Raw genomic sequence first — 12,257 nt, forward strand, 5'->3', positions numbered from 1 at the left:
CTCGATGGATAGGGGGGTGAAACAGTCCCAAAACAAAAAGAGCGGGTCGCCTGACCCGCTCTCGCCTTTTCTCTTGGTGCGCCTACGTTGGCTCAGCCCCGCTCCACCAGAGGGCGGAATTTATAGCCATAGACAATCGGCGCACTTGCCCCATCATTACGCAGCCGCCGTGTGACCATCTCTACAGGCATCCCGATTTCCGGTGCGCCCTCAAGGTCGGTCAGTTGCGCCGTGATCATCGGACCTTCGTCTAACTTCACCAGCGCTAAAACATAAGGGGCTTGTCCCTCAAAGCCTTCTGGCGCGTCTTGGATCAGTGTGTAGCTGTAGACTTCACCTCGTCCGGTAAGCGGAACTTCCGTCAGGCGGTGTGCGTCTGTCCGTGTGTCGGTCATGCGTGACCCCCTACGAACGCCTTAGCGTCCGGCTTTTTGCAGTTCCGCTTGCGCCATGCGTGGCAGACGAGTCACTTCGGTGGCTTCGACAGCCGCTGTTGGCTGTGGTGCGGTGCTGCGCGGCGGGAAGGCAATGACGCCCGTCGCCTCGTCACGAACTGCCACCAATTGATACCGCTGCTTATTCAGTCGCCAGTTTTGCGGAACATTCATGATCGTAAATCCTCGTTAGTCGCCTTATCGCTTTCGATGAGCGTGGTTGCTTGTGTTATTGCTCACAAAGATAACAGGTTGAGCCTATCAAAACCTATCACAGACACCCCAAAAGCTATCCGAAAGCCCCGCAACGCGCCTCTATCTTAGATTGCCTCTTTACATTTTTTTAGGCTGACCTAAAATAGAAACCAGAAAATTCATTATCACCTTGTGAGGGTTGTATGGACGATTCAGACGTAGGCGGCAATCCATCTGTCAGTCGCCGTAAATTCATTGGCTTGAGCGCCGGTGCGACAGCCGTCACCTTAGGGGCGGGCTTGTTAGGGCGCTCGGCAAAGGCACAAACTGCTCAACCCGGCTCCTCCCTAATTCCCCCCGATGCGATCTGTGGTGATTCAACGACACGCCCGCAAATCCCCCCCGCGCAAGGGCATAGCGGGCATGGAACACAAATGCTGCTGGGACGTGTCGATCATGAACGCAACGGCTTTGATCCGATGGACATGCTCGTTGACTGGGATTACGGCAAGGTCAGCACCCTGCCCGATGGACGGACGCTCCGTGAGTACGAATTCTCGGCGGGCGAACACGAGATTGAGATTGCGCCGGGGGTGTTCTTCCCCGCGTGGAGCTATAACGGGCGGGTGCCGGGTCCGACCATTCGCTGCACCGAAGGGGACCTGATTCGGGTCACCTTCTCCAACTTCAGCACCCACCCCCACACCATCCATTTTCACGGTTTTCACAAAGCGGATATGGACGGCGTGCCGGGCATTGGTGCGGGGGAAATTCAACCGGGGCAATCCTTCACCTATGAATTTGACGCCGATCCCTTCGGCTGCCATCTCTACCACTGCCACGCCACACCGCTCAAGCGGCACATTCACAAGGGGATGTATGGTGCGTTCATCATTGATCCCAAGCCCGGACGCCCCCCCGCCCGCGAATTCATGATGATGATGAACGCCTTTGACACCAATTTTGACAGCGCCAACGAAATCTATGCCGTGAATACGGTGGGGCATGAGTTTATGCACCGCCCGATCCCGGTGAAGGTCGGCGAACTCGTGCGGATTTACCTGATCAATATCATTGAGTTTGATCTCATCAATTCCTTCCACCTCCACGCGAATTTTTTTGACTATTACGATACCGGCACAACCCGCCAGCCCACACTCCGCATGGTCGATACGATCATGCAGGCTCAGGGACAGCGTGGAATTCTGGAATTCAAATTCCGTTGGGCAGGCAAATTTATGTTCCATGCCCATGTTAGCGAGTTTGCCGAATTGGGCTGGATGGGCTTCTTCAACGCGGTGGAGCCAGACAAGTTTGACGACGCCTTAGCCCTTGCCGAGGTGGACGCCGAATGGGACAAGCGATCCGTCAGCGGCAGCACCACACCCCCGGAGGCATCATGAATACCCAATCACAGCCAGAGGCAGCCCCGCCACCGGAAAGGTTGTCAGGGACAGTTTGGCTCTTGGCGCTCATTCCCTTCATTCTCTTGGGCGTCGTTCTCGCTTACCTTGTGGCGACGGGCGGCGGGCTAACGGAATTGGCGGGTCCACCTGTGGAAAAAATCACCATCCAGCGGATCACCTTGCCCGAAGCGGGCATCATCCGTGTGGAGGTGATCAACGATGGTCCCCAAGAAGTGACCATTCCCCAAGTCTTGGTCGATGACGCCTATTTTTACTTCACCGTAGAGCCCTCCACAACCATCCCGCGCCTCGGACGCGCCACCTTCACCATTCCCTACCCCTGGGTGAACCAAGAGTCACACACAGTGGGCTTGATCACCTCGCTAGGGACGACCTTTGTCGGGGTTATTGGGGCTGCCGTCCAAACCCCCCAACCCTCCGCCACGCTCTTTGCCCAGTTTGGCTTGGTGGGCTTGTATGTGGGCATTGTCCCAATCTTTTTGGGCTTGTTGTGGTATCCCTTCATGCGCCGCCTCAGCCGCCAAGCGATCAACTTCATCCTAGCGCTGACCGTTGGCTTGTTGGTCTACCTCGCCATTGGCACCTGGTTAGATGCCAACGAATTCGCCGCAACACTGCCCGCCTTTTGGCAGGGCGTGCCGCTGGTCATCTTCATTGGCGTTATCACCTTGGGCGGTTTGCTTGCCTTTGGCAGTATGGGCAAAGGTAAGGAAAGCACCCCGCTCGGTATCTCTTATCGGATTGCTATTGGCATTGGCTTGCATAATCTGGGCGAAGGGCTGGCGATTGGCGCGGCGTTTGCTCTCGGTTCGGCGGCATTGGGGACATTCCTCGTGTTAGGCTTCACCCTTCACAACATTACCGAAGGCGTTGGGATTGCCGCCCCTATTGTCCGCAAAAACCCGGGACTGCGGCATTTTGCCCTTCTCTTGTTGGTCAGCGGCGGACCCGCTATTGTGGGAACATGGTTCGGCGGCTTTGCTTTCGATCCCGTCTTGGCGACCGTTTTTCTTGCCGTTGGCGTGGGGGCGATTTTGCAAGTGGTCTGGGAAGTAGGGCGGCTTGTTGCCCGTGATACCCTGGCGCTTGGCAAGCCTCTGATCAATTGGGTGAATCTATGCGGGGTTGTCGTCGGTCTTGCCCTGATGTATTTCACGGCATTTTTCGTCAAATTCTAAACGCAGAGGCATCCTAATCATGGAGAACATTCTTCCTTCCAAGCCATCAGGCATCTCGTCAAAACTCGTGCGGACGGGGATCGTCCTCGCCGCCTTGATCCTCATTGGTGGATTGAGCCTGTTCACCTTTGTCTGGCTCTCCGGCGGCAGCGGACAGCCCAGTGGCGACCTAAACACCATTGCCCCCTTGCAATTGACAGAGACGCAAACCTTATTTCGTCTTGTCGCAGCGGAATCCGAAGTCCGTTTTGTCATTCAGGAAACGCTCCTCGGCATGCCGACAACGGTAGTCGGCGTCACGAATCAGGTAGCCGGCGAGATTGGTGTTGACCTGAACTCGCCCGCGAAATCCCAATTAGGCGGGATTCGGATCAATGTGCGCACCCTAAAAACCGATAATGAGATTCGGAATCGGGCGCTGCGTGGGCAAATTTTGCACTCGAATGAGGATCAGTACGAATTCGCCGTCTTTACCCCCACAAAGCTCATCGGCTTGCCAGAGACGAATCAGGTGGGCGTGCTGCCGAAATTCCAGATTGAGGGCGTGTTAGCGCTGCATGGCGTTTCCCATTCGGTGACCTTTGAGGCAGAAATTACCACATTGGCAGCAGCGCGGATCACCGGGCGGGCAGTGGCAACCATTGCCTACCGTGACTTCAAGGTGAGTATTCCCGCTGTGGCAGGGGTGGCAAATGTGGGCGAAACCGTTCGCTTGGAAATTGATTTCACGGCGATCTCGCACGCATCCTAACCTATCAGAGCGCACACCATGCGCCCTGATAACTACTAGGGCTTACGCAGTTAAACGTGTTTACCCTGTATTCATCGAAAGGGGAAGTTTGAGGGGGCTTACCCCTCAAAAAATGGATCCCCCCTTCTCCCAGTGGGAGAAGGGGGTACACGCCGAAGGCGGGTCGCAGGGGGATGAGTGCAACTGTGTAACGTCTAAACTACGTGAGGTGGGCGTCACATCACCGGTGCGTGCGGCTTGCGGTGGATGAACCGCCCGCCGCCGTTTTCGCCCAACCACGCCTCACCATCGACAATCTTTTTCCCACGCAGAAAGACCATCGCTGGTTTCCCGCGCACTTTCATCCCCTCATAAACGATGTAATCCGTTCGCATATGGGTGTTTTTCACGCTCAGGGTGTGCCGTGCCTTCGGGTCCCACACAACCAGATCAGCATCACTGCCAACGGAGATTGTCCCCTTTTTGGGGTACATCCCGAAAATCTTGGCGGGGTTCGTGCAGAGCAGTTCAACAAAGCGATTCGCTGAAATGCGCCCCTGATTCACCCCGTGTTCCCACATCATCATCATCCGTTCTTCCAGACCGGGCATCCCGTTGGGAATCTTGGCGAAGTTTCCCTTGCCCAATTCCTTACCCGGGCGACGGTTGCCCGCCTTTGCCTTCTCAAATTTATCCCAGTCTTTGTTGCCATGCTTGTCCAGCCAGCCTTTCCAATCGCCCTGCCCACCTTCCAACCAGAAATTACAATGATCGGTGCTGACGGCTTGCAGTGTGCTGTCTTTCACCGCCTGCCACAGCACCTTCTGATCATGTACGGTGCGGATGGGCGGCGAACAGACGAATTTTGCCCCTTCAAAGCCCGCCGCACCGAGATGCTTTTCCGCCGTCAGGAAGAAATACTGCGTACACGACTCGCCCATCACCGGGTAGCCAAGCGCCCGTCCGCGCCGCAGCGCTTCTACGGCTGGCTCACAGGTCATATGGACGACATACAAGGCGCAGCCCGTCAGCCCCGCCATGACGACGGCGCGGTTTGTTGCCTCGCCCTCAATCTCCGGCGGGCGCGAGTGAGCGTGATAAATGGGGTCGGTCTTTCCCGCCGCCAGCAGCGCGGGGGTCAGCGATGCCTCCACATCACCGTTTTCAGCATGAACCATGACGATCATCCCGTGTTCGGCAGCGGTGCGCATCGTCTTAAACAGCGTCGTATCGTCAATCTGGAACACGTTTTTATAGGCCATGAACAGTTTCAGGCTGGTGACGCCCTCATCAAGTAAGGTGGGAATTTCCGCCAACACCTCGTCGCGCAGATCAGTGACGGCGAGATGAAAGCCGTAATCAATGTTGGCAATCTTCGCCTTTTCCCGCCATGTTGTCAGTCCATCATGAAGGCTGCCGCCCTTCGGCTGGATCACAAAGTCAATGTGCGAGGTTGTCCCTCCGAAAGCGGCGGCACGGTGTCCCGTCTCAAAGTCATCGTTGGAAATCGTCCCCCCAAAGGGAAGATCAAGGTGTGTATGAACATCAATCCCACCCGGGATCAGGTATTTCCCCTTGCAGTTGACAACCTCATGCCCTTTCGTCGGAAGATTCTTCCCAATCAGTGTGACGATTTCCCCTTCAACGAGGACATCCGCTTCTACCGTCTCGGCGGCGGTAATCACCGTGCCGCCCTTGAATACAATACCCATAATGACTATCTCTCCCTATAAAAACGATCAAAAGTGGACACTCTGTAAAGCATCCGCACGGTCATTTTAGTAGATCATCAAGAAGGTAACCATAGAATGGGATAGCCCTCATCCCCCTAACCCCCTTCTCCCTACCGGAGAAGGGGGAATCAGGTCTTTGAGGGGGCTTCTCCCTAACCCCCTCGCCCGCAGAATTTCTCCCCTGTCCGTGTGTACGGGGAAAGGGAGCGGGGGATAGGGGTTCTTTAGAAATGACTGTGGTCAACCACTAGTGTGTTTTTGCTGCCGCCGATTTTTGGAAATGGGGCAGGACATGCTCGGCATATTCAGCGACGATCCGTTCTTCCTCCCCGCACATTAGGTAGATGTTGAACTGGGTCACTCCCGCTGCTTCAAGTTCCTTCAGTTTTTGGACATGCGCCGCCGCGTCGCCCAACAGCCCAAAGGAATCGATAATCTCGTTGGAGATGAAGTCAAGGTGATCGGCATCTTTATCGGCATGGTGGCGGTAATCGTAGCCCTTCCGCCCCTCAATATAATCGGTCAGGCGGCTCGGAATGTCCCCTGCCCCGCCCTTCCCATACTTATCGACAATATCGGCAACATGGTTGCCCACCATCGCCGGGAACCAACGGGTTTGCGCCCGCGCTTTACCCATATCGCCCACCCACGCCGGCGCTGCCGACATCACCTTAAAGTTCGCCATATCGCGTCCGGCTGCCTTGCCCGCTGCTTTCGCTTGGTCGGCAAACCACTTTACCAGCCATGGATCTGCCAGTTGGATGATCAAGCCATCGCCTGCCTCGCCTGCACCTTTCAGGGCTTTCGGTCCATAGGCGGCAATCCACACTGGAAGTTCATAGCCTTCCGCCCAGGGAATATCCACTGGTGCCACATCATCGGCATAGGTGACGCCCTCGCCGCGCACCATCTTTTTCAGTGCGTCGGCAAATTCGACCATCGTTTCGATGGTCATTGGCTTGCGTCCCATCACCCGCCGCGAGGAATCGCCCCGCCCAATGCCCACATCAAACCGTCCGCCGCTTTGCATAGCAAGCGTCGCATACATGCTCGCCGCCACCGACCAATCGCGCACACCGGGGTTTGTCACACATGGACCAAAACGCATATGGTCGGTGTGTTCCATACACATTGCCATTGTCACATAACAATCGCGCCAGAGGATGTGCGAATCGAAGAACCAAGCATAACGAAAGCCAGCCACCTCTGCCTGCTTGCAAAGCGCCACCGTGCGTTTGGGAGAAATATCCCCTTTGAACGTAATCGCAAATTCCATCCTGTTTATCCTTAATCTCTAGATATTCTTTACGGCGTTAACTTTACACCGTAAAGAATATAAAAAGTTAACACCGTTAACTTTACGCCGTTTAGAAAACCACATTTAAGGGTTTGAACGGAAAACCAGACGTCGCGTAGGGCGTCCCTACAACGATCATTACGGCTTCACCGGAACAGTCGCCTCGACCAGCGGCGCATATTGATCGGGGCGGCGGTTGAAATAGAAGTGCCAAGTGTTGCGCACCTCTTGGATCATGTCCATATCGAGATCGCGCACGATCAATTCCTCGTTGCGGTCACTACCCACCTCGCCCACGAACTGCCCACGCGGATTGCAGAAATAGCTTTCGCCATAAAAATCATCGTCACCGAGGGGTTCAATGCCCACGCGGTTGATCGTCCCCACGTAGTAGGTGTTGAAGATGGCATGTGCCGTTTGTTCGATGCGCCACAGGTGTTGGCTTAGCCCCCGCGAGGTGGCAGAGGGGATAAAGACGATCTCCGCGCCGTTTAAGCCAAGCGCCCGCGCCCCTTCGGGGAAGTGCCGATCATGGCAGATGTAAACGCCGACCCTGCCAACGGCAGTATCAAAGACGGGGTAGCCGAGGTTGCCCGGACGGAAGTAGAACTTTTCCCAGAAACCGGGCAGTTGAGGGATGTGTGTTTTGCGATATTTGCCCTTGTATGTCCCGTCGGCGTCGATGACGGCGGCGGTGTTGTAATAGACGCCAACGCCCTCTTGCTCGTACATGGGGACAACCAAGACCATCTTCAATTCTTGGGCAAGTTTCTGCATCCGTTCGGTGGTCGGTCCGTCGGGGATTAGCTCTGTGTAGGCAAAGTATTCGGGCTTCTGAACTTGGCAGAAGTAGGGACCGTAAAACAATTCCTGAAAACACATGACTTGTGCGCCCTGATCGGCTGCTTTACGGGCATAATCGATGTGTTTGGCGATCATCGATTCCTTGTCACCCGTCCATGTTGCCTGAACCAGTGCGCCGCGAACGATTCGTTTGCTCATTGGGGAGGTCTCCTCATGGTTTCTAAATAAGAACTCTAGTGGTTGTTCATGGTAGGTAGATTATGCGCCTTGAACAAGATAAATTGCGGGTCGATAGCGTGGTTCAGGAATGGGATAGCCTTCTTTTTCGGCGACTTCTAACCAGAGAGTTTGGGCGATCATCACTTCCGCCACTGCTTCTTCCGGTGTTTCCCCATGTGCTGAACAGGGGAACAAATCAGGAATATCCGCAATGTAACAGGCATCTTCTTCACTGTAGAAGACATTGATATGATAGCGTTTCATTCCGCATCCTCATCGTCCAAATGGAGATCGTATTGCTCGACCAGACGCAATAACTGGTGTGCTTGATAGATTTTTGCCTTATTCTGTAAAGGTTGAACAGGAAAGGGTCGTTGAATTTTGGGATGCCCAAAGACATGATGACTTCCATTCACACGCTTCAAGATAAAGCCGAAACCTATCAAGAGGGCAATAAAATCCTCAAACCGAATATTTTGTGACCCCGCCAAAATCTGTTTGAGGGTTTTCTGGTTGCGGCTCATGGTGTGCTGTGACTAATCACCCCTCCCCGTATTCCCGCCCGCAGCGCTCCAGCGCCCGCTGCGCCTCTTTCGCGTTGATCTTTGGGGCGACCTCGGCGTAAAAGCGGGCGGCGGTCTGTCCGGCTGCCGTCACTGCCGTCGGGGACGTATCGGCAAGGTTAAGGGTGTAATCCGCTTCGTTCAGCCCATCGATGGGTTCTAGGGTGATCTCCACCACGTTTTCGCGGCGGACACGCTCCAAACGCACCCGCCGGTTTTCGGCGGCAGTGGCACGCTCTGCATCACCAGCAGCGGTGTAGTAATCGCGGAGTGTTTCCTCCAAGCCAATGGCAAAGGTGAGGATTGCCCCGAAGGTGTTCAACGACGACATAGTGCCTCTGATTATAGTTATAGACGTTACGCAGTTGCTCGCATCCCTAAGTACGACCACATTGAAAACACGGGGTAGAGACCCCCACCCTCTGCGACCCGCCTTCGGCATGTATCCGTTTCCGGTAAACGGAGAGGGGGATTTTCCCCCTTCTCCCCTACAACTCGCCTCTCCGTAGGGGTGACCTTGTGTGGTCGCCCGCCGCTAAAGCAGCGGGCTAAGAATGACCACCCCTTCGGGGCTTAGAAGGCAAAAGACGCCGTTCGTCTTTCCCCCTTTCCCTGTCTACGGGGAAAGGGGCGGGGGATAGGGGTTCTTTGGGAAGTTTTCCTGATGAACTACCGGGCTTTTGGACGCCCTACAAGGTGTCCCTACAACCAGCGCTCGATCAAAATCTTCCGATCTGTGTAGAACTCAATGGCGTCCTGCCCCTGCCCGTGTAGATCGCCAAAGAAAGATTCCTTTTGCCCGCCAAAGGGGAAGGATGCTGTCGCTGCTGCCACCCCGATATTCACACCGATGTTTCCGGCGCGGACGCGGTATTTGAACTCGCGGGCATATTTCCCACTGGCGGTGAAGATGCTGGCGGCGTTCCCATAGCGGCTTTGGTTGATGATCGTCACCGCACTCTCGAAATCTGGGACATGCATCACCAAGAGGACGGGTCCGAAGATTTCATCGCGGGCAACGGTCATTTCGGAAGTCACTCTATCAAGGATGGTCGGTCCGACAAATGAGCCGTTCTCGTAACCCTCCACCTTTTTCCCACGCCCATCCAAAAGGGGCGCTGCCCCTTCGCGGATGCCATCCTCAACCATCTTTTCGATCCGTTCCTTTGCCGCGCCGGAAATGACCGTCCCCATTTGGGTGGTCTCTGCCAAGCCATAGCCGACGCGCAGAGTGCTTGCCCGTTTGAGCAGTTCTGCCTTCAAGGGTTCGTAGGCATCGCCCACCGCGACGACCACCGACCCCGCCAAACAGCGCTGTCCGGCGCAGCCGAACGCTGATCCGATGATGTTGGTGACGCTCGCTTCCATGTTCGCATCGGGCATAATGGCGATGTAATTCTTCGCCCCGCCTTGCGCCTGAACGCGCTTGCCGTGCTTGGCGCACGTCTCGTAGACAATCTTGGCGACGGGTGTTGAGCCGACGAACGAGACACCGATGATGTCGGGGTGTTCCATCACCGCTATAGACGCCTCCTTCCCGCCTTGCACAAGGTTGACAACCCCTTCGGGAAGGTCGAGAGCGTCCAGCACCTCAAAGAGAAGCTGCATACTGATCGGCGTTTGGGGCGAGGGTTTCAAGACGAAGGTATTCCCTGTCGTGATCGCCGTTGGCAAGAACCACAGCGGGACCATCGCCGGAAAATTGAAGGGCGTGATTGCCGCATAGACGCCGAGCGGCTGGCGTTCGGCGGTTTCGTCAATCCCGGTGCTGATGTCCTCTGTTTTATAGCCGCGCATGAGCGCCGGAACGCCCGCCGCGAAATCGATGCTCTCAATGCCCCGCCGCACCTCGCCGCGTGCTTCGTCTTTCGTTTTCCCGTTTTCCTTGACGACCATTGCCGTGAATTCTTCAAAACGCGCCTCGATTGCCGCCTTTAGGCGGAACATGTATTGGGCGCGGCTGAGGACGGGCGTGCTGCGCCATTCCTCAAAGGCGGCAGCAGCAGCCTTCACCGCCTTGTCCACATCGGCACGGGGAGAATCGGGACATTCGGCAAGCAGTTCACAGGTGGCGGGGTTTTGCACAGGCGTGTAATGTGTTGCACTAGAGTCCACCCACCGTCCATTAATGTAGTTTTTCAATTTCGTTGTCATAGGGGATTGCCTTTATCTCGTTACTTTTACGTTCTATCGTGAGGGGCATATACCATACACCCCAACAGACTCCGCCCAAATGGGCTTTATGTTTTGCCTGTGTAATACGAATCGATCTGGCTGAGGGCGGCGTCAAGAATGGCGATGCCCTCGTCAATCTGGGCTTCGCTAATGATCAGCGGCGGGCAGTTGAAGATCATGTTCCAGCGGACAAGCGTACTCAGCCCGTTTGCCTTCAGCGCCGCTGCAACGGTCTTCATTGGGTCGGAGAGCGGCTTGTTATACTCGCTCATCGGCTCACGGCTGTGGCGGTCTTTGACAATCTCCAACACCTGATGAAGCCCCGTCCCCCGAATCTCACCCACACAGGGGTGTTTTTCCGCGAGGTCGGTCAGCTTTTGCCGGAGAACCTTGCCCATCGCGGCAGAGCGGCTGATCAGGTTTTCGCTCTGGTAGACCTCAATATTTGCCACGCCTGCGGCACAGGCAAGGGCATGGGCGCTGTAGGTCAGCCCTGCCCAAAGCGTGTTTTTATCGAAATATTCAGCAATTTTGGCGCTGAGGATCGTCCCACCGAGGGGGATATAGCCGCTGGTAATCCCTTTGGCAAAGACGAGAATATCGGGCGTCACATCGGGGTAATGGTTGATCCCGAACCATTCGCCTGTGCGCCCAAAACCGCTCATCACCTCATCGGCAATAAGCAGAATCCCGTACTTTCGGCAGAGTTCCCCAATCCGCGTCCAGAAGGTGGCGCTTGGCTGCATCACCCCGCTAGAGCCGCTGTAGCCCTCTAAGAGGATCGCCGCGCAGTATTCGGGACCCTCCATCTGGATGATTTCCTCGATCATATCGGCAATGACGAGATCACCTTCCTCTTGGGTTCGCCCCCGATAGGCAGGGCTGCGGTAGCTATACGGATCGGGGAAGCGGACGATCCCAGGGATGCCCGGCTCGTTTGCCAGACGGCGCGGATCACCGCCAGCGGTTGCCGCCCCGAACGTCCCACCGTGATAGGAACGGTAGCGGGTGAGGATTTTTGGGCGTCCGGTGAACAACCGCGCCGCTTTCATAGCATTTTCTATGCCATCTGTGCCGCCATTGCTGAACAAGGTTTTCGTCAGCGTGCCTGGGGTGATCTCTGCCAAAAGCGCACCGAGGCGGGCGCGGGGTTCGGTTGTCCCAGAGGGTTCAACATAGGTCAGCTTTGCCACTTGTTCTTGAATGGCTTGAATCACATGGGGGTGGCTGTGACCGATGTTCACATTGACCAGTTGGGACGACCAATCAAGGTAGCGCTTGCCGTTCATATCCCAAACATAAACGCCCTCGGCACGTTCATAGGGGATGGGAGTCCACGCCCCCTGTGCCGACCAACTGACGAGGGTGTGAGCTTTGCTCTGTTCAACAATCTCTGCGTAGTTCCACATGAGGTAAAAAATGTCTCCAATCTAAAAAGCGTCCATCTTAGGGTAGTACCTCACCACAGTACTGTTTAGAAGAATCCCAGTGGTTAGTACCGT

The 12,257-nt window shown here is 55.6% G+C and carries 13 protein-coding genes; 3 read left to right on the forward strand and 10 right to left on the reverse strand.

All coding sequences use genetic code 11. The annotated features are described in order from the left end of the window. Positions 1–92: 92 nt before the first annotated feature. Both HS103_16320 and HS103_16325 read right to left on the reverse strand, forming a co-directional pair. Positions 93–395: a Zn-ribbon domain-containing OB-fold protein gene (locus tag HS103_16320; GenBank protein ID MBE7514366.1), complete on the reverse strand. Its 303-nt coding sequence runs from the start codon at positions 393–395 to the stop codon at positions 93–95. A 21-nt stretch (positions 396–416) separates the two neighbouring features. Beyond that, positions 417–608: a hypothetical protein gene (locus HS103_16325; protein ID MBE7514367.1), complete on the reverse strand. Its 192-nt coding sequence runs from the start codon at positions 606–608 to the stop codon at positions 417–419. A 224-nt stretch (positions 609–832) separates the two neighbouring features. Here HS103_16325 and HS103_16330 point away from each other — a divergent pair, with 224 nt between their 5' ends. From HS103_16330 to HS103_16340, 3 genes are read left to right on the forward strand one after another with little or no spacing between them, the layout of a single operon-like run. Further along, the gene (locus tag HS103_16330) at positions 833–2,032 is read left to right on the forward strand and encodes a multicopper oxidase domain-containing protein (GenBank protein MBE7514368.1); all 1,200 of its coding nucleotides are present in this window, start codon (positions 833–835) and stop codon (positions 2,030–2,032) included. Further along, a complete protein-coding gene (locus tag HS103_16335) occupies positions 2,029–3,234 on the forward strand; it encodes a metal transporter (GenBank protein ID MBE7514369.1) in 1,206 nt (401 codons plus the stop codon). The genes HS103_16330 and HS103_16335 overlap by 4 nt, the downstream gene beginning before the upstream one ends. Positions 3,235–3,253: 19 nt before the next feature. Next, positions 3,254–3,985, forward strand: coding sequence for a YceI family protein (locus HS103_16340; GenBank protein MBE7514370.1), 732 nt, complete (start codon positions 3,254–3,256; stop codon positions 3,983–3,985). 215 nt (positions 3,986–4,200) lie between these two features. On the opposite strand, the gene HS103_16345 is transcribed toward HS103_16340, so the two are convergent. From HS103_16345 to HS103_16380, 8 genes are all read right to left on the reverse strand, one after another. Then, on the reverse strand, positions 4,201–5,676 hold the full coding sequence (locus HS103_16345; GenBank protein ID MBE7514371.1) for an amidohydrolase family protein: 1,476 nt from the start codon (positions 5,674–5,676) through the stop codon (positions 4,201–4,203). Between the two features lie 268 nt (positions 5,677–5,944). Further along, positions 5,945–6,973 carry a TIGR03842 family LLM class F420-dependent oxidoreductase gene (locus HS103_16350; protein MBE7514372.1) on the reverse strand — a complete coding sequence of 343 codons (1,029 nt, stop codon included), beginning with the start codon at positions 6,971–6,973 and terminating at the stop codon, positions 5,945–5,947. A 159-nt stretch (positions 6,974–7,132) separates the two neighbouring features. Then, positions 7,133–7,996 carry an acyltransferase gene (locus HS103_16355; protein MBE7514373.1) on the reverse strand — a complete coding sequence of 288 codons (864 nt, stop codon included), beginning with the start codon at positions 7,994–7,996 and terminating at the stop codon, positions 7,133–7,135. A gap of 60 nt (positions 7,997–8,056) precedes the next feature. Next, positions 8,057–8,281 (reverse strand): type II toxin-antitoxin system HicB family antitoxin, encoded by a 225-nt coding sequence (locus tag HS103_16360; protein MBE7514374.1) that lies wholly within the window; start codon positions 8,279–8,281, stop codon positions 8,057–8,059. After that, positions 8,278–8,541, reverse strand: coding sequence for a type II toxin-antitoxin system HicA family toxin (locus HS103_16365; protein MBE7514375.1), 264 nt, complete (start codon positions 8,539–8,541; stop codon positions 8,278–8,280). Before HS103_16365 ends, HS103_16360 begins: the two co-directional genes overlap by 4 nt. Positions 8,542–8,557: 16 nt before the next feature. Then, positions 8,558–8,911 carry a hypothetical protein gene (locus HS103_16370; GenBank protein ID MBE7514376.1) on the reverse strand — a complete coding sequence of 118 codons (354 nt, stop codon included), beginning with the start codon at positions 8,909–8,911 and terminating at the stop codon, positions 8,558–8,560. Between the two features lie 371 nt (positions 8,912–9,282). Next, positions 9,283–10,734: a CoA-acylating methylmalonate-semialdehyde dehydrogenase gene (locus HS103_16375; protein MBE7514377.1), complete on the reverse strand. Its 1,452-nt coding sequence runs from the start codon at positions 10,732–10,734 to the stop codon at positions 9,283–9,285. A gap of 86 nt (positions 10,735–10,820) precedes the next feature. Then, positions 10,821–12,164 carry an aminotransferase class III-fold pyridoxal phosphate-dependent enzyme gene (locus HS103_16380; protein MBE7514378.1) on the reverse strand — a complete coding sequence of 448 codons (1,344 nt, stop codon included), beginning with the start codon at positions 12,162–12,164 and terminating at the stop codon, positions 10,821–10,823. Positions 12,165–12,257 lie beyond the last annotated feature (93 nt).

Source organism: Anaerolineales bacterium, assembly GCA_015075625.1.
Lineage (GTDB): Bacteria > Chloroflexota > Anaerolineae > Aggregatilineales > UBA2796 > UBA2796.

Coding starts and splice junctions, on each gene's coding strand:
- HS103_16320 (MBE7514366.1), bottom strand. CDS start 395: ATGACCGACACACGGACAGACGCACACCGCCTGACGGAAGTTCCGCTT.
- HS103_16325 (MBE7514367.1), bottom strand. CDS start 608: ATGAATGTTCCGCAAAACTGGCGACTGAATAAGCAGCGGTATCAATTG.
- HS103_16330 (MBE7514368.1), top strand. CDS start 833: ATGGACGATTCAGACGTAGGCGGCAATCCATCTGTCAGTCGCCGTAAA.
- HS103_16335 (MBE7514369.1), top strand. CDS start 2,029: ATGAATACCCAATCACAGCCAGAGGCAGCCCCGCCACCGGAAAGGTTG.
- HS103_16340 (MBE7514370.1), top strand. CDS start 3,254: ATGGAGAACATTCTTCCTTCCAAGCCATCAGGCATCTCGTCAAAACTC.
- HS103_16345 (MBE7514371.1), bottom strand. CDS start 5,676: ATGGGTATTGTATTCAAGGGCGGCACGGTGATTACCGCCGCCGAGACG.
- HS103_16350 (MBE7514372.1), bottom strand. CDS start 6,973: ATGGAATTTGCGATTACGTTCAAAGGGGATATTTCTCCCAAACGCACG.
- HS103_16355 (MBE7514373.1), bottom strand. CDS start 7,996: ATGAGCAAACGAATCGTTCGCGGCGCACTGGTTCAGGCAACATGGACG.
- HS103_16360 (MBE7514374.1), bottom strand. CDS start 8,281: ATGAAACGCTATCATATCAATGTCTTCTACAGTGAAGAAGATGCCTGT.
- HS103_16365 (MBE7514375.1), bottom strand. CDS start 8,541: ATGAGCCGCAACCAGAAAACCCTCAAACAGATTTTGGCGGGGTCACAA.
- HS103_16370 (MBE7514376.1), bottom strand. CDS start 8,911: ATGTCGTCGTTGAACACCTTCGGGGCAATCCTCACCTTTGCCATTGGC.
- HS103_16375 (MBE7514377.1), bottom strand. CDS start 10,734: ATGACAACGAAATTGAAAAACTACATTAATGGACGGTGGGTGGACTCT.
- HS103_16380 (MBE7514378.1), bottom strand. CDS start 12,164: ATGTGGAACTACGCAGAGATTGTTGAACAGAGCAAAGCTCACACCCTC.